At 58.4% G+C, this 16,976-nt stretch carries 13 protein-coding genes and 4 pseudogenes; 12 read left to right on the top strand and 5 right to left on the bottom strand.

Features of this window, described 5'->3' with window-relative positions:
• Positions 1–369: 369 nt before the first annotated feature.
• Together H6M51_RS23755 and H6M51_RS23750 are read right to left on the bottom strand one after the other, a co-directional pair.
• On the bottom strand, positions 370–705 hold the full coding sequence (locus H6M51_RS23755) for a hypothetical protein (protein ID WP_185812249.1): 336 nt from the start codon (positions 703–705) through the stop codon (positions 370–372).
• A 335-nt stretch (positions 706–1,040) separates the two neighbouring features.
• Positions 1,041–1,865 (bottom strand): hypothetical protein, encoded by an 825-nt coding sequence (locus H6M51_RS23750; protein ID WP_185812248.1) that lies wholly within the window; start codon positions 1,863–1,865, stop codon positions 1,041–1,043.
• 731 nt (positions 1,866–2,596) lie between these two features.
• On the opposite strand from H6M51_RS23750, the gene H6M51_RS23745 reads away from it, so the two are divergent.
• The 5 genes from H6M51_RS23745 to H6M51_RS23725 all read left to right on the top strand — a co-directional run bounded on the left by H6M51_RS23745 (position 2,597) and on the right by H6M51_RS23725 (position 8,357).
• Entirely contained in the window at positions 2,597–3,652 is a 1,056-nt protein-coding gene (locus tag H6M51_RS23745) for a hypothetical protein (protein ID WP_185812247.1), read from the top strand.
• 335 nt (positions 3,653–3,987) lie between these two features.
• Entirely contained in the window at positions 3,988–5,103 is a 1,116-nt protein-coding gene (locus tag H6M51_RS23740) for a hypothetical protein (protein ID WP_185812246.1), read from the top strand.
• A 152-nt stretch (positions 5,104–5,255) separates the two neighbouring features.
• A complete protein-coding gene (locus H6M51_RS23735) occupies positions 5,256–5,717 on the top strand; it encodes a hypothetical protein (RefSeq protein WP_185812245.1) in 462 nt (153 codons plus the stop codon).
• Complete coding sequence (locus H6M51_RS23730; protein ID WP_185812244.1) at positions 5,710–7,614, top strand: ATP-binding protein; 1,905 nt, start codon at positions 5,710–5,712, stop codon at positions 7,612–7,614. The genes H6M51_RS23735 and H6M51_RS23730 overlap by 8 nt, the downstream gene beginning before the upstream one ends.
• Positions 7,611–8,357: an ATP-dependent Zn protease gene (locus H6M51_RS23725; protein ID WP_185812243.1), complete on the top strand. Its 747-nt coding sequence runs from the start codon at positions 7,611–7,613 to the stop codon at positions 8,355–8,357. Before H6M51_RS23730 ends, H6M51_RS23725 begins: the two co-directional genes overlap by 4 nt.
• A gap of 113 nt (positions 8,358–8,470) precedes the next feature.
• Here the strand turns inward: H6M51_RS23725 and H6M51_RS23720 are convergent, their stop codons facing one another.
• Positions 8,471–9,421 (bottom strand): hypothetical protein, encoded by a 951-nt coding sequence (locus tag H6M51_RS23720; RefSeq protein WP_185812242.1) that lies wholly within the window; start codon positions 9,419–9,421, stop codon positions 8,471–8,473.
• Between the two features lie 139 nt (positions 9,422–9,560).
• Here H6M51_RS23720 and H6M51_RS23715 point away from each other — a divergent pair.
• Positions 9,561–9,824: pseudogene (locus H6M51_RS23715) on the top strand (transposase); the annotation flags it as partial.
• Between the two features lie 239 nt (positions 9,825–10,063).
• Here H6M51_RS23715 and H6M51_RS23710 read toward each other — a convergent pair.
• The gene (locus H6M51_RS23710; RefSeq protein WP_185812241.1) at positions 10,064–11,116 is read right to left on the bottom strand and encodes an IS110 family transposase; all 1,053 of its coding nucleotides are present in this window, start codon (positions 11,114–11,116) and stop codon (positions 10,064–10,066) included.
• 65 nt (positions 11,117–11,181) lie between these two features.
• Here H6M51_RS23710 and H6M51_RS23705 point away from each other — a divergent pair.
• The 6 genes and pseudogenes from H6M51_RS23705 to H6M51_RS23685 form a co-directional block, all read left to right on the top strand.
• Positions 11,182–12,021: pseudogene (locus tag H6M51_RS23705) on the top strand (IS3 family transposase); the annotation flags it as partial.
• 433 nt (positions 12,022–12,454) lie between these two features.
• Positions 12,455–12,706 (top strand): FitA-like ribbon-helix-helix domain-containing protein, encoded by a 252-nt coding sequence (locus H6M51_RS24800; protein WP_246780667.1) that lies wholly within the window; start codon positions 12,455–12,457, stop codon positions 12,704–12,706.
• The gene (locus H6M51_RS23700; protein WP_185812239.1) at positions 12,703–13,134 is read left to right on the top strand and encodes a type II toxin-antitoxin system VapC family toxin; all 432 of its coding nucleotides are present in this window, start codon (positions 12,703–12,705) and stop codon (positions 13,132–13,134) included. Before H6M51_RS24800 ends, H6M51_RS23700 begins: the two co-directional genes overlap by 4 nt.
• Before the next feature lie 113 nt (positions 13,135–13,247).
• On the top strand, positions 13,248–14,342 hold the full coding sequence (locus H6M51_RS23695; RefSeq protein ID WP_185812238.1) for a GSU2403 family nucleotidyltransferase fold protein: 1,095 nt from the start codon (positions 13,248–13,250) through the stop codon (positions 14,340–14,342).
• A 293-nt stretch (positions 14,343–14,635) separates the two neighbouring features.
• Positions 14,636–15,673: pseudogene (gene istA / locus H6M51_RS23690) on the top strand (IS21 family transposase); the annotation flags it as partial.
• Between the two features lie 520 nt (positions 15,674–16,193).
• Positions 16,194–16,607 carry a response regulator gene (locus H6M51_RS23685; RefSeq protein ID WP_185812237.1) on the top strand — a complete coding sequence of 138 codons (414 nt, stop codon included), beginning with the start codon at positions 16,194–16,196 and terminating at the stop codon, positions 16,605–16,607.
• A gap of 208 nt (positions 16,608–16,815) precedes the next feature.
• Here the strand turns inward: H6M51_RS23685 and H6M51_RS23680 are convergent.
• Positions 16,816–16,976, bottom strand: a pseudogene (locus tag H6M51_RS23680) (integrase core domain-containing protein); the annotation flags it as partial.

Genomic DNA, 16,976 nt, shown 5'->3' with positions numbered 1-16,976 from the left:
ATCACATATCTCATTTACTCAACTTCACCCTTGCAAGTGGCTTCCATTGAGGCGCATTCCGGCTACGGCGCTTGCCGGAGCTGGCGCGTTTATCGCCAGCGCAGCGATGTCGGTCAATGCTGGCATTAACCTTCTGGCCGACTTAACTCGATCATGTTGAACGAAAACCAGATCGATTACTTCAAATTTTAACATTCGAGATCCTGCTCCGGCGCGCCCGTTTCTCTCTCCGGAAATCCGATTCAGAATCAAACGCCGTTTTGTGAAGTAACGGGGGGAATGTGTCAGATCTTGCAAACGCGGTTTGTGACAGGCGATGCGCGATAGCGCATCTGGCAGCCACCGATCAGGGGCAGGCGAGAAACCTGATCAATCCTCAAGCTCGGCACCGTCTGCCTCGTCCAGGTGAACCTTCCGACGAAACGGCCACTCACCCGTTCGGTACTTGGCGGCAAGCTCATCGAATACGGCATCCGATGCTCGCTCATCGAAGCCCTGACGAACCAGAAGAGCGACCACGCGATCCCGCAGCTCATCGAGTTCCGCTTCCGCCCGACGTTCCGCCATCGCAGAAATGATCATGAAGAGGGCGGTGCGGGCGACATCGTCGCGATTAGGGCGCCTTGCCTTGCGATCGGCGTCGCGCAGTCGCTGCTGGCGTTCCCGCTGTTCGCGATTGCGAAGCTCGTCCGATTTGCGTGTCATCCCGTTCCCTCAAACCAACAGGTGGCCTGCATGCCAGACCGGCATGAGCGCAGCAACCGCGCTCGCGGCTGAATCGAAAATCCCGGTTGATGAATCGGAAATCCTCAACTCTGAATCAGGAATGCGCAATTTGAGACAGGTTGCGGGCGAATTACGGCAGCTTAGGTTACCTTGATCCGTGCAAACGGCGTTTGTGTGAACGCCGTTCCACTGTTCTGAATCGGATGTCCAGAGTTCCGAATCGCTGATGCGCAATTTGTCTCGATGTGAGATAGCGGCAGGATGATTTGCCTGCACTTTGAGACAGCTTGTGCGCTCTGGTTCCACCGGCAGGATCAAGGCTGCTGTGGCGACCCCAGAAGCTGTTGCATCATCGCGCGCACTTTGACGACGTCAGGCATGGAGCTCTCACTGACATCGTGGAGCTCCACTAGACTATCAAGAAGCTGGTTCCACGGAGACGCCAGGGGCGGCCAGGCCGGGAACATGTGGCTAGGGCTTGAGGCGAGCGGATGCGGCAGCAGGATCAGGTTGTCGATCATTGTATCCAGGTGCTCGCTGGCGATCTGCAGTTGCCTCTGGATGGCTTCGGATTCGTCGTGGTCAAAGCCGACCTCTTCGAGGCGGTCGATCAAATGAATGGTGCGGGCGAGCATCTCCCGGAAGATACGAAACCCGCTGCGTGTCTTCATGGCTGCCAGCTCTTCCATGCTCGCCATATCGAAGCGGAGGATTGCATGGTGTGGCTCTTGATAGGCGCGTGGTTCGACGCTCCAGGTCATCAGGATCTGCAGGTCGGCCAGAGAGATCCCGGGGTAGGTTTGAAGAGCCTGCGCGCCGCGGTCAACGTCCTGCTCCTCCCCTTCAGCCAGAGCGGCGACCACTTCCGCGGACACGCCCAAGCGTTCCAGGTTCGGGCGATGAGGAGTAAGGACGAACTCGGCGTACAAAGCCCGCTCTATAACGGACCGTTTGATACCGGTTCGTTCTACGATAGACGACACCACCTTCGATGATGGCTTCTTGTCAAAAACTTCCGAGAGCGCAATCCCGATGTCGAGGAGCGCCATTGGAGCGGTCTGGTCGATCGCCTCGATGGTTCTGAGCGCGGACTCCAAGGCCTCGGCCCGGTCGGCGGCAACACGGCTTTTTTTACTCATCGGAACTCCTGATCCCCAAGCGGAACGAATGCGTCAATCATCACGGGTATCGGCGAGAGTTTAAGCGCTGATGAATGATGGGAGCGACCGGAGGCCAATGCTGTTGGTGTCCACAGTTTGATCACTTCGACACGTCTGGCTGAACGGGTCGCAGAGGGCAAGGCGCGCCGTAACATCCGGATCAGCGCAAACGGCGTTTGTAGAAATGCTGTTCCAGTGCTCTGAATCGGATCTCCAGAGTTCGGAATCGCTGATCCGCAATTTGTCTCGACGTGCGTGCACTTTGATCAGACGTGCGATGACTTGTGAGGCTCGAAGCGAGCCATTCTAACCGTCGCCACAGCCCTTGGCGGCTGAACCTTGGGTGATCTAGAAAATACTTCGAGCAGCCTCTGCTTGGAAAAAATGCTTTTTGCCTACCCACACGAGGCGGCTCTCGGGCAAGCAGGACGCAGGCCTGGCCGCGAAAGTGTACATGCACCTGTTTGGTGAGTTATGTATTGACGCCAAAAATGGAATCATGATTGTCTGATCTATCGATTAGTATAGTTAACGTCAGATTTATTTGATAGTATTTATGGGGAATTTGGGTGCGAGTTTGGGTGTTGTTACATAGATTTTACTTATATTGAATTTGAGTGCGATTTGCATCGTTTGCCGATCTTGGCGATAATAGCTTCATCCGATGCCTTTGCGTGTCGGATGATTGTAACGCGTAACTGGAGTACCAGATGAACACCAAGACCAAGCCCAAGGCCCCCACCACCCCCGCCCACACATATGAAAAGCTGAAGATCGATCCAGCGCTTCAGGGCCTGCTCGAGAACAAGGCCGAGCGCATCTTCGAGCTCGGACGCCGCTCGACGGAGCAGACCTTCCTGATCGGCGACATTCTCAATGAGGCCGCCGATGTGCTGGAGGCCAGGACGTTCGCGAAATGGGTGCATACCCGTTGCGGGATCGCTGCGCGCACGGCGACCGGCTTCATTGCCGTCTCGCGGAACCTCGAGGCGTTCCGCGACGAGATGATCGATCTCAATATCAGTTCGACCGTCTTGTTCACGATCGCCCATGCGGAGCCGGACAAAATCCGCCAGGTGCTGAAGCTTGCCGAGGAGCACGGTCAGGTCCGAGTCTCGGATGCCAAAGCCATCCTGTCTGATGGCCAGGAAAAGCCGCGCACCAATCCATATGACCTGGGCGGCGTAAGCGGACTTCAAGCGCTGATTGCTCTCAAATCTCGCGAGGGACAGAAGATCTTCCTTGCCCGGATCCAGGCGATCGTCGGGGTCATGGATGCTGCTTTGAAAGCCAAGCGGCTCTATAAGGAAAAGCTGCAGGAGGCGCTGACGCTCTCGGCAGGCACCGCCCGAAACGAACTTCGCAATCTGACGCAGTTTGTGGGGTCGTCTGAGATCAGGAGCGAGCACAAAAGCCTCGTGATGTACCCCAATGGCAGTCAGTGGGCGCGGGTCGAAGCCGTGCTGACACAACTGTCCGACAAGGATCGTTGGCCGAAAATGGTCGATCTGCGTAAGTGGCTTGAGACCGAAGCCGTGCCGGTCCTGTCCTGGGCGATCTCGAAGGATCGGAAGGCGAAGCTGACCAGCCCAAACGTCGGGGCCCCTGTCGACGGCAGTGATGATGTTGAAGGCCGCCAGTTGCTCGAAGCGGTTCCGTCGCTCGACACGTCTGAACTGATCGAGGTCGGGGACGAGTTTGAGGACGAGGCGGAGGTTGAAGACGAAAACCTCGACGAAGTGACCTCGCCAGTGATGGCGGTGTGACCGGCGTCGAGATCGGGAAGGTGGCAACAATTGCCTTCCCACAAACCTTCCCTGGGGCCGCTTGTCGGCCCTTTTTTTGTTTGGGTGCCTGACCGGCTGAAACCGAACAAGACCGCCAGCATTCGGCGAAGGGCATGGGCGTCTTGCGGGAGGTCGTGAGCCCGCCGTTAACCTTGTACCGGCTTCGTTCTCATTTTGCTGGTTTGGGTCCTTGAGCCCGATCCCGGGTCCTGCCAGGGTAAGCGCGTTCCGATCAACGGAGCAAGCGGCCCAAGCCAGTGTTTGCACCACTGACAAGGGCCTGACCGTCAACCTTGCTTAGAAGGAATCGGGCTATGAGCACGAATACCGCTTCTGTTCCCTATGGGGAAGTTCTCAACTCACTCGTCAACGCGAGCGCATCGGCGATGTCAGGCTCCCGCCCGCGCCCGTTTGGTTTTGGCCGCAACGTGGCTGCCGCGCCGATCCGTGAACCCGCCGTGTTGCGCCGGCATCCACACCTCGTACGCTTCGCCGAGGTTGAGGCCGATCTCGATGTGCTCATCGATCGCGCCATCACAGCCATCATGGACGGCGAACCGGCCGAAGACGAGATTTTGGGCCACTACGTTCACATCGCCTCGCTCGTGCGTGCGGTGTCGTTCAGGGAGGGGAAGCTCCTCGAATACGCGTTCGAGCGGGTGGCGAGAGCGAATCCAAACGTTTTGGTGCTGACGCAGTCGCTTAAACTGCCGCTCGTGAAAGCCGCTCTCGAAGCTGTGTCCGGCAATGATTGGTCGAGCCTCGACGGTATCAAACTTGATTGCGAGTCACCGGCAAAGGGCAGCTACACGCCGGACTTGATCGTGGTGAACCGTGCGCGACACACGGCATACATCCTCGACCTCAAGCGATCGCTCGCGTCCTACGGCGACACGAGCCGGCTTGAGGAACTCAAGATGAAGATGATGGCTTCGGCTCTGGTGTTGCCGGACTGGCTTTACAAGACACAAAAGCGCTTGATGGTCGATACCGTTGAAGTCGCAATCGTCGATGGGGCCAGCCGTCCGAGTGATCACGCCGCGGGCATCTGGGCGCTCTCCGAAATCGATGACCTCCTGGAAATCGATGGTGCCGCTGCCTGCATGGCCGAACTGCGGAGACGCTTCGGTGTGCGGGTGCAACAGGTTCTCGAAGTGGAAGCACGAAAGGCGATTGGGGTGGATGAGCGGTTCGTCACGAGCACGGGCGATGCCTTGGCGCCGCTGATTGCGCCGAAGCCACCTCGGATCAACCTCAACGGTCCGAGCCGAACATTTGAGGAAGAGATGGCTGCCCGATCGTTTGACGAAGATTTGGATCGCGACCCTTGGGACGAAGAGCGCTTCGAGCGGGTCGATACTATAGATGACGACGAGCCGCGCCCGGTCTTCTTCCGCATCGGCTATGCCAGACGCCCTGCGCCGCACTGACCCGATCCGCTCGATGATCTGAACGCTGCAGCCAGACGCTGGTCGTCGGGCTGCAGGCGTTGGCCGCAATGGCTTGGCGCCCGCGGCTTTCCTCACCGTTCCCCATTCCACGTTTGCGCTGGGCCCCGATGTGGTCCGGCCAAGGAGTTCCCATGTCTTCTGACATCCATTCGGAGGGGCCGCACATGCGTTGCGAAGCGGTTGCCCCGAATACCCTATCGACGACACTCGACTGCCACCGTCCCCACAATGCCTTGCTCCGCGCCCGGAGTGTCCCCACCGATCAATCGCCCACGGATGATCCTGCCGTCGCGATCGGCCTCGCACTTGGTCACGTTCGAACCCAAGACGGACTGACTGGCACCGTGCCGCCGCGCGTGATGGCCCACCTGCTGGTCCATATCGAGCGGGGCGATCCAGCCTGCGAAGTGGTCATGGACTGGCTCGCCAAGCGCAGCCGCAACGCCGCCGTGCAGCGCGAGCGTCGCAGGGTCCGCGAGCGCCCCCGGCCGGAACCGGGCAGTCTCATGAAACGCACGTTGCGGGCGCGAGACATGGGCAGATCGGGTTTGGCAATTATTGCCGAAACCGAGGAGGGCAAGATCGATGAGTAAGATCGCCCGTCTGTTTGTTCACCGGCTCGAACAGCTTGCCCGGCGCGAGGCGAGGCGCAATGCGCTTCGCAACGGATTGCTGGAGGTGAAGGCCACCCAAATCGGTGCTCACATGGTTCGCCGCTATACGCCTACGTTCGATACGTCCTACCTCACCGGCGATCGCGAGAAGGATCTCGCTTGGGTGCGGCGGCACTTCGGCGACTATCTGCAGCCAATGGCGGGATCCGTCGAAGGCACATCTGTACCCGCAGGTCTGCGGTCGGCATCTCGGCGGAAGTCCGGTTCCAAAAGTGAGCGCCTGTCTGACGCTGATCATGCAGACCGCGCCAATGCCCTAAGCCTCATTGGCCAAGCGGGCAAAGGACCCCTCGTCACCAACATCATCGCTGCGATCGTCCTTGCCCGGACGATCGAGAGAGCCCGTGTGACCCTGGCTGCCATGACACGCGCGGCGGCGATGCCGGCTCCGGTGATCGCCTTGCATGCGCCGATCATCGGCTTCGAATCGGCAATCCGACGGCTGATCGAAGTTCCGGGCTTTGTACCCGGTGGCGATCTCAAGGGGCTCGATGGGGAGTATGTCTATGACGACACGACCATCGCCGGGGACGAAGGCCCGGGCAGGACCTACGTTCTGCTGCTTGGACACCTCTTGCGTCGTGTGGCAGGCGGCAATCTGCAGCGGCGGCTCTTCAATGCGCTGCGGCGTGACTACCCCGTCGTTGCAATCTGCGAAGATGCGAAAGGTGTTCCGGGCGAGATTGCGATCGCGGCTGACATCAACCTGGAGGGCGGGAGGCTCGATTACCCCTTCCTCGTCTTGATGCTCGAAGCCATCTACGGCCCAGGTGGCAGGTTGCCGCTCGATCGGTGGACAAATTCCTATGATGTTCACTACCTCACGATCGACGACGTTGTGCTCGCATTCCGACCTGGCCGCAGTGCCGCCGAGGTCGTTGCGATCCTTGCTTCCCTCACCGAGCGCAATCGCATTGCTGCGCGCGATGGCGACAGTGACGAGGATGAGAGCGACGGGTCCTCAAGTGGCTCTAAGACGTCGAAACAAAAGCCTGTCAAGGCAAACCACGACAACTCGGCTACTGGGCAAGACAGCAGCAGCGGAGGATGGAGACGCGACAAGCCGTCCGGGGCGGAAGTCATCCAGCCGGAGCCTTGGGGCGAAGACGGGAGCCCGCCGAGCCTCGCGATCGAGACGCTCCCTGGATACGGCAAGGCGAAGACCTGGGCGCTCGATCTGAAGGCTGATCTCGATGACTACCGCGCCTCGATCCTGCCTTGGTCTGACATGAGCACCAAGCTGCTGCTCTCCGGACCGCCCGGGACCGGTAAGACGACATTCGCCCGGGCGCTCTGCAATAGTCTTCAGGTGCCGTTGGTCGTCAGCTCCGTCTCGACCTGGTTGCAGGGTGCGCATCTGAGTGACGTCCTAAACCGTATGGCTAGAACCTTTGCGGAAGCGCGGGCCACGGCACCTGCGATCCTCTTCATCGACGAGATCGACGGCATCGGAAAACGCCAGCCGGCAGAGCGAGAATACGCAGATTATTGGAATGGCGTCGTCAACAAGGCGCTTGAGCTTGTTGATGGGGCAGTGAAGGGCGAAGGCCTCATTGTCGTCGGCGCGACCAACAGGCCGGAGCAGATCGACGAGGCCCTGAAACGCTCCGGGCGGCTGGAAACCCACATCGAGATCCCGCGGCCTGACACAGCGACCCTTGCCGAAATCTTCCGGCATCATCTCGGTGAGGATCTGAAGCTGCTGGTCGCCGCAGGGCAGGAAACAAACAAGGAGCAGCCCGCGATCGCCGAGCTGCCCTCGGACACCGGCGCCAGTCTGAGTCAACAAGCAGCGCTCAATGGAGGAAGCCAATGACGGATCAAGCCATGACCAATACCGGGCCAAGTGAGAGTGACGTTCAATCGGTCCTCAAGCGTCTGGGGACGCGCGCAATGGGATTAACGGGGGCCGATGTCGAGCGCATCGTACGCGAGGCCCGCCAGGTCGCCCGAAGGCAGAAGCGTCCGGTCCGATATAAGGATCTGGAGGACGGCATCCGCATGAACAGGCCAGAGCTTCCGCATGATTTGCGTTGGCGCTTCGCTGTCCATGAGGCTGGCCATGCAATCGTCCATCACGTCCTCAAGCTCGGGCCGATCCAGGGGATTACGATCGATATGCCCGACGGCGGGTACAGTCTTCTAGCGTTCCAGAGGTCCGGCAGTGATACGCTCGGCTATCGGGAAGACTTGCTAGCAATGTTGTTGGCCGGGAGGGCGGCAGAGCAGATTGTCTTCTGTTTGGTCTCAGTTGGTTCGGCGGGATCAGACGACAGTGATCTTGGTCGTGCGACCAGACTTGCCTTGGCGTTGGAGCGCAGTCTTGGCTTTGGGGCGGTGCAGCCGCTCCTCTACCGTGACGACAAGGATCCGACTGTCGTGCTCGATGCGCATCCTGATCTTGCTGCTCGCGTTCACGCGCGCTTGGAGAAGGCGTTGGCGAAGGCGACGGATGTGCTCAATGGAAACCGCGAGCGGCTCGATCGGCTGACGGCGGCCTTGTTCGAACAGCAGGTGCTGGATCGCGAGGCGGTGGAGAGCATTCTTGACGGCGAGTGACGTCAAGGGGGAGTGGCTGCTTTGCGCCTCCATGTCAGCCGTAGAAGCGAATTTTGCTTCGACCTGAAAACGGACATCGCTAAGGACCGAGGGTCGTACAAAGTCTCCATGCTTCATGGGACATCGACGACAACGGAAATCTCTTTCGGTGGTGCCGTTCGGCCTTCAATTCGATCAAGCTGATAGGTATTCTCATCGAGGATCTGGGCGACATATTCATCGTTCGCGGGAAGAAAGCCGACCGGAATTGAATGTGTTGCTGCGGGATTGTGAACTGCGACCATTTTTGCAGGCCGATCCAGAAGTGTGAATTCATCAATGTCGGTGGCCCAAATCGCGCTGATCGGAGCGAATTTCGCGTCGAGGAACGTGTCCGCCGGAACAGGTAGTCCTCGCGGCTTGTGGATTTCATAGCGGCGCTGGTGTTCCGGCTCTGAGGCTTCAAGCGTCTCACGGTCAAAGCATACTTGAAGCGGGCCGACAGCCAGGGTCGCCTCAACCGCGAATGGGAACTGGCTGATTCCATAAAGTGCATCGAATGCGCCATCACCCCCCCGCATGAGCCGACCATTGACCGCGATCACGTAACAGTCTTCCGGCGCTACAACGCCGCTTGCCAAGTAACCGGCGATGTCGGCATTACCGAGTAATACTTCAGCCTTCGCTTTAATCGCGGCAGTCCAGCGCAGAAGGATTTCTTGATGAGGAAAATTGCGCACGCCATTATCCGCCGGGGCGAGCCACGCCACGGGGACATTCGCGGGCGTCGGCGTAACAACTTCGATCCAGATCCGTCGACCATTATCGTCGATTCGGAAGTCCGGTCCCGCGGCTTGGTGCAAGAATGCGATGCCAGCCGCCGTTAGCTGATGGGCGAGCAAAACCTCAGAAAGTTGTTGCCAATAAATATGGAGATCGGCTGAGCTAAGCCGCTGCTCGGCGTTTCCGTCGCCATAGCCATTCGCCAGATACTCTTCACAAACGCTGATGAGCCGCTCGCGCATGGCGTGAACGAGTCCGCCGGTATGGGGATAGCGCTGCTCAATGGCGTCTCGTAGTGTCATAGCGATCCCGTCCGCGGGTAGTAACTAATCGTGCATGCGGCTGATTATTCGGCCTTCCGGTTATCACAAGATCTGTGACCTGAGCCCCTGAACTTCCTCCAGAGTTTGGTAGAGTCCGTCACATCAAGGAGACGGACGGATGAAGCGTTCACGGTTCACGGAAGAACAGATCATCGGGATATTGAAGGAGCAGGAGGCGGGCGCGAAGACGGTTGATGTTTGCCGCAAGCACGGCATCTCGGATGCAACCTTCTACAAATACAAGGCGAAGTATGGCGGCATGGACGTGTCGGATGCCCGCAAGCTGAAGGCGCTTGAGGACGAGAATGCCAAACTGAAGAAGCTGCTCGCCGAGGCCATGCTGGATAATGCGATCCTGAAGGATGTCGCTGCAAAAAATGTATGGTCCGCCTCGTCCGTGCAAGGGTTCGCGACATCGTAAATGACGATTCCAGTTGCATAAATGTATCCGGCCTCTCGCGAGTGGGCTGCGGTTGCTGCCAGGCCATGATGAGATCCGCACACGCCGTTCCCAATAAATGGTTCGGGTACGAAAGCCCGCTTTTTTGCACAGGGCTTACGGCATGTTGATCCACTGTTTCGTCATCACTATTCCCGAGCCTTGCAATGGAACCAGGAGCGTCAGGTGAAGGCAGGGTCTCTGCGTTCGTAAAGCGCTCCAGGTTTGGTCAGGACGACCCAGACTATCCGGGCCATTTTGGCGGCAAGTGCGACAACAGCTTTGTTTGGATGCATTCGGGCTTGAAGACCATCCAGCCAACTTCCCAGTCGATCCTTTGTTCGGTCGAGGTGTCGGAAGCAGGATCGGGCACCATGGACCAGCAGCTTACGGACATACCGGTTGCCTCGCTTGCTGATCCCGAGAAGCTTCTGCTTCCCTCCGGTCGAATATTCTCGCGGCACAAGCCCCAACCATGCGGCCAGATCACGCGCTTTTTGGAACTGTCTGCCGTTTCCAATAGCAGCAAGCAGTGCTGTCGCACCGAGAGCTCCGATCCCGGGGATTGTCATGAGCCGACGTGCAGCATCCTCTCGATCAGCGATTGCTTCGATCTCGCGCGTGACATCAGCAATCCGCTTTTCCAACTGACGCAGATCGTCAAACAGCTCGCCGAGCAGTTTGCGCATTGCCGGCGACAGATCGTTTGCAGGATCTTTGAGAGCTTCGGGCAGGTCGAGCTTGAACAGACCTGCACCCTGCCGTGGCGCCACACCATATTCGAGGCAAAACGCCCGCATCTGGTTTATCAAGCGGGTTCGTGTGCCGATCATCTGGTCACGCACCCGGTGCAAGGCTTGAAGGTCGGCCTGCTCCTCAGTCTTGAGTGCAGCAAATCGCATCGTTGGTCGCGTGGCGGCCTCAGCGATGGCCTCCGCGTCGATGATGTCACTCTTGTTCGACTTAACGTAGGGCTTCACAAACTGGGCCGGGATCAGCCGTACCTTGTGCCCGAGCGCCTGGATCTTCCTCGCAATCCACTGAGACCCCGCGCATGATTCCATCCCCACAGTCGCGGGTTCTGCCCGCTGGAAGAACTGAAGCAACGTGTCCCGTCGGAACCGAACCCGTTGGACGACCATACCGTCGCTGCCCAACGCCACGACGTGGAAAATGTTCTTCCCAATATCAATCCCATAGACCGCCGCGGGACGCGGCACATTGCGTTTAGGCATAGCAACCTCCTTTGGTTTTGACCGCCTCATGATGCGGCGGGAGGACGAGGCGGACCATCCCATTAATGGTGACGCCCGATGTGAAGCGGGATGCGGTGGTTCACGTCTGTGCGCAGCATGGGGTGAGCCAGCGTCGGGCGTGCGAGGTTCTGTCGGTGGATCGGTCGAGCATGCGATACCGCAGCGTGCGGCGTGACGATGCTGCCATTCGGGAGGCGATGAAGAAGGTGGCGTCCGAGCGCCGACGCTTCGGTTACCGGCGCATCCACGTGATGCTCGACCGGCAGGGGATCGTCATGAACCTGAAGAAGCTTCGACGTCTCTATCGCGAGGAGAAGCTGACGGTGCGCAAGCGTGGTGGCAGGAAGCGGGCCTTGGGGACAAGGTGTCCTCTGGCTCTGCCCTCACGCCCCAATGAGCGCTGGAGCCTGGACTTCGTCAGCGATGCCTTCACCGACGGCCGCCGGTTCCGTGTTCTGGCGGTGGTCGACGACTTCACCCGTGAATGCCTGTGCCTGGTCGCCGATACATCCCTGTCGGGGGCGAGGCTTGCCCGCGAGCTGGATAGTCTCATCGCCAGACGGGGAAAGCCGAAGACGATTGTCTCGGACAACGGCACGGAGATGACCAGCATGGCCATCCTTAAATGGTGCCAGGAGACCGAGGTCGAATGGCACTACATCGCCCCAGGCAAGCCGATGCAGAACGGCTTCGTCGAAAGCTTCAACGGGAGCTTCCGCGACGAGTGCCTCAACGAGACCCTGTTCTCGACGCTCACTCAGGCCCGCGCAGCCATCACCGCATGGAAGGAGGATTACAACAGGAACAGACCCCACTCGTCGCTGGGCAACATCACACCCAGAGAGTTCGCAATGAAAATGGCTATGGAAAAACAGGCCGCATAAGGCCAGATTAAAAACCCAAGACTCTCCCGAAAAATGGAGGGAAGTCGGGGCTCAGGTCAATAGAACTCGACCGTCATCAGAGACGTAAGGAACATTTCCGCTCCTTATTTGTTATATCAATCGATATACATAACGAGGGAAGGGATCGGCATGGTTTCTGATCGGCTGAGAATGCGCTTTGAGCTCAGTGTGTTGGCAGTCTGCGTCTGATAGCCGCTGCCTTAAGAATACAGTTGCCGAGCCTAACCTGAGAACCTGTAGTTCAGCGTGTTTCATAATTAACGGTTACGCCGCACAAGGATCCCGCAGAACTCTAAATGGATCACGGAAATTCGCCTCTGATTCTCCTCTTTCCTCGCCGTGAACCGCTTGAATAATGATATCATATATATTAGATTGATATCAGCGTTGTTGGCTGAATGAGGTCATAGAGATGCCGGCAGTTACCATTCGGAATCTTTCTGATGAAACCCACCGCGCTCTGCGTATGAGAGCAGCTCACCATGGCCGGAGCACTGAGGCGGAAATTCGTGACATCCTCGAGGCCGCGGTTCGCCCGTCTCAGCGCGTAAAGCTCGGGTCATTGCTCGTGGCCATCGGTCGCGAGGCCGACCTGTCAGATAGAGATGTTGAAGCTCTGCAACAGCGCGATAAGACGCCAGCTGAACCGATGACTTTCGAATGATCTTGATTGACACCAACGTGATATCAGAGCCGTGGAAGCCGGCTCCCGCTGCAGAGGTTGTGGCTTGGTTGGATGCCCAAGCGATCGAAACGCTCTTTATCTCAGCGATATCAGTTGCAGAGCTTCGGTTCGGCGTCGCATCAATGCCTACCGGGCGTCGCCAAACTATCTTCCGAACCCGTCTTGAGGATGAGGTGTTACCGCATTTTGTTGAGCGAATTCTGCCCTTCACGCTAAGCACCTCGCAGTTCTACTCTGAACTGATGGCAGGCGCGCGAGCATCCGGTAGAGCGATCGGTATGGCCGATGGGTTGATTGCGGCCATAGCTGCAGAGAGGGGTCTAGTTGTGGCGACGAGAGACACAAGCCCGTTCAAAGCCGCTGGATTGAGAGTTATCAATCCATGGAATGGTCCAAACTTTGACTAAGAGGCCGTCGGTTCGATTCCTTTCAAGAGCAATCGCTATCGTCCAACCTTGCCCGCTATCCTATCGCCGGTTATACTGTTTTTGAAAAACAGTATAACGATGCAATCGAGCTTATGAAGTCTATTGACCTCATGTACCAGACGATGCTTGCCGAGCTAGGTCAACGCTCGCTCGACGCCGCTTGGACGGCCGATTTCCCTCCGGAGGGTCGGTTCACGCCCGCAAGCATCAAGGGTCGCAAATACTGGTACTTCGACATCCCGGATGGACACGGTGGTACGAAACGTCGTTACGTCGGTCCTGCCGACGATCCGGATATATCGCAGCGCGTCGGCGATCATAAGCGGGACAAGGACGATTTACGCGCTCGCAGGCGCTTGGTAAATACCCTGACCCGCGAAGGCGGGATGATCGCCCCTGACGCCATGTCGGGTGACATCGTCGAGGCCCTCGCCGGAGGCGGTCTCTTTCGACTTCGGGGTGTTCTCATCGGCACGGTGGCCTTCCAGTGCTATTCAGGACTGCTAGGCGTCCGCCTTCCCATGGCTGCGATCCTGACCGGCGATGCGGACATCGCCCAAGACTATGCCATCAGCCGGGAGGTTGAAGACAGCCTGCCTCCGATCATTGAACTGCTGCAGGGCGTCGACGCCAGCTTCCGGCCAGTTCCCCATCGATCGGGATCCGCGGCCTCGTCGGCTTTCCAGAATGCCGACGGCTATCGGGTTGAATTCCTGACGTCGAACCGTGGTTCGGACGACTACATCGACCAGCCGGCGAAGATGCCCGCCCTCGGCGGTGCCAGCGCGGATCCGCTGCGCTTTCTCGACTTCCTCATCAGGGATCCAGTCAGAACGATGCTGCTCCACCGAAGTGGTGTCCCAGTCGTCGTCCCTGATCCGTCCCGGTATGCGGTCCACAAGCTCATCGTCGCCAGCCGCCGACACACTGACGGGCAGGGGCCGGCGAAGCGAGACAAGGACATTCGCCAAGCTGCGGTGCTCTTTGAAGCCCTGCAGCAGACGAGGCGATCCGCCGACCTGGCGCTAGTCTACAACGAAGCTTGGGAGCGCGGACCTGCGTGGCAGGAAGGTATGCGAACCGGGGCGGGAATGCTGCCGGCACAAGATGCCGAGCGGTTCAAGACGGCCCTGATCGAGGGAGCAAAGAAGAACCGCGAAGACATTGAACTTCCGTTTGAAGAATAGGCTGTCGTCCGCTTCGAAAGCCAAGGAGTTGATCGGTTTCGAAGTGGCGAAGACAAACATGGTGTCGAGAGTTCGATTCCGCTCGAGGCGGAGACGACCGGCGGGGCCCATACAGATGCGGGGCTTGGTTTGCATCTGTATGGCCGATGTGGAGCAGCCATTCATCCGAGCGGCTATGCGGTGTTGATTTCCACTGAGAGCTGACCCGGCGCAGCCAGATATTTCCATTGAGAATTGACCCATGTTTCAACCGTGCCTCGCATGTTTTCAGCGGGGGCTCTGGAGTGATCGACATGGCGTTACTGAGCGTGATCCGGCGCTGGCATTTTCGAGAGCATCTATCGATCCGGGAGATTTGCCGCAGGACCGGCTTGTCCCGGAATACCATCCGTAAATATCTGCGCGCCGACGGAGTGGAGCCAAAGTTCAACGTGCCGGAGAGGCCGAGCAAGCTTGATCCGTTTGCAGATAGGTTGTCGGCCTGGCTGAAGACGGAGTCGAAGAAAGGCCGCAAGCAGAAGCGGACGATGAAGCAGCCACACGTTGATCTTGTCAGCCTCGGCTAGAAGGGGTCCTACAATCGTGTGGCGGCATTTGCGCGGGAATGGCGCAATGATCGTCAGAGGGAATTGCAGACGACGGGCCGTGGGACATTTGTGCCCCTGACGTTCGAACCAGGCGAGGCCTTCCAGTTCGACTGGTCAGAAGATTGGGCGATCATCGGCAATGAGCGCACCAAGCTGCAGATCGCCCACACGAAGCTGAGCTACTCCAAGGCCTTCATCGTCCGGGCATACCTCCTGCAGACGCATGAGATGCTGTTCGATGCCCATAACCATGCCTTCCGTGTCTTCGGTGGCGTCATTGGTCGCGGCATCTACGACAACATGCGCACGGCAATCGACAAGGTCGGTCGTGGCAAGGAGCGCGACGTCAACGTCCGCTTCATGGCGATGGCCAGCCATTATGTGTTCGAGCCCGAGTTCTGCAATCCGGCTTCCGGCTGGGAGAAGGGACAGGTCGAGAAGAACGTGCAGGATGCGCGTCATCGCTTCTTTCAACCGATCCCGCGCTTTCCATGACTGGGGGCCCTGAACGATTGGCTCGAGGAGCGTTGCAAGGAGTTCTGGGCCAAGACACCCCACGGTCAGATGCGTGGCACCATTGCCGACATCTGGGCCGAGGAAGTCCCAGCTCTCATGGCGCTCTCCAGGCCGTTCGACGGGTTCGTCGAATATACGAAGCGGGTCACGCCAACCTGCCTCGTGCATCTGGAGCGCAATCGCTACAGCGTTCCGGCATCCTTCGCCAATCGACCGGTGAGCCTCCGATGATAACGACTGTGTATCCGCTCCGATCTTGTTCCGCAGCCTGGACAACGGCTGAACATATCCGCCGATCGGACAGCGAGCATGATCGCGTCCCCAACAGAAGCTGTCTCATCGATGACAAAGCCTCGAGGCACGAGTGCGGAGGGGCGAAGCGAATGAACCATGGCGCTGATTCCTTTTGCAAGACCAACGCAAGCCGACGCCAAGAATTCATCAAAAGTGAGTCAGAGCCAATTTTGCACGCCCATTGACAGCTTCACCCAATGTGCTGCCGCGGGTAGAAGTCGAAAGTCCATGACAGGAACGATCGCTGCCGTCGTGCAAATCCAGGGTTAGCGCTGCTGCGACGCCCGGGCAAATTTGGCTTGCTGCATAACGGCCAGAGGGAATTCTAATGTGCCGTTATGGGAATATTATGAAGTGCTGTGCCAGGTTTCGCGATGAATGGCACTTCCTTGATGTCGGCTCACTGATCCTCCTCTTGCCGTTCAAATGGAGGGCTGGTCTGAGGAAGGTGGATATGACTGTCCTGCTGGTCGAAGACAATCCCACCAATGCTCTGGTTCTCAGGCGACTCGTCTTGAAGACCTGCGACGACGACGTTGATGTCGTCGACAATGGCACTGACGCGCTGGCACAGGTTCACCGCAGGTTCTACAGGCTGCTTGTCGTCGACAACATGCTGAAGGGGGCGATGTCCGGACTTCAACTGATCCAGGCGGTTCGCATGATTGACCGGTTTGCCACGCTTCCCATCCTGATGGTCACCTCAGACCAGGATATGGCTCTGAGGCAGGAGGCGGATGGCCTGGGCGTTCACACGGTGCTTTACAAGCCGATTGATACCTTTGCCTTCAAGGAGGCGGCCCGTGCTTGCCTGGTTGCCAATCCCGCCGAGCGACAGGTCAGTCACGCCTCAGCGCGATCGGATTGATCAAGGCACAGAGTTCGCCCTCTTGGCGAGCAACAGATCGCCGCTGGAGCCAGACCATCGTTTGACAGGCGGTGGCAAACAATCTCAGGCATAGAAGGTTGCCAGCAGAAGGAGGAGGGTTACAGAAACAGCACCGGCAACGCAAAGAGAGCTGGCTCGGTTTGTCTGAACAGCTTCGGGCGTTTCGCTAAGTGGATTTCCGCCTCGATTATGCCGCCACCATCATTGGTGTCAGCGCGTTGAAGTAGGCCTGATCCGGTGTCTGCCGGTCAAGGGACGAATGTGGGCGTCAGCTGTTGTAGAAGGTCAGATATCTGCCGATGCCGACGCGGGCCTCGGACACGGTCTTGTAGGCGTGGAGGTAGACCT

The sequence above is a fragment of the Rhizobium sp. AQ_MP genome (assembly GCF_014237835.1).
Lineage (GTDB): Bacteria > Pseudomonadota > Alphaproteobacteria > Rhizobiales > Rhizobiaceae > Allorhizobium.
The sequence above is the reverse complement of the archived record's forward strand: the minus strand, read 5'-3'. Positions and strand labels throughout refer to the sequence as shown.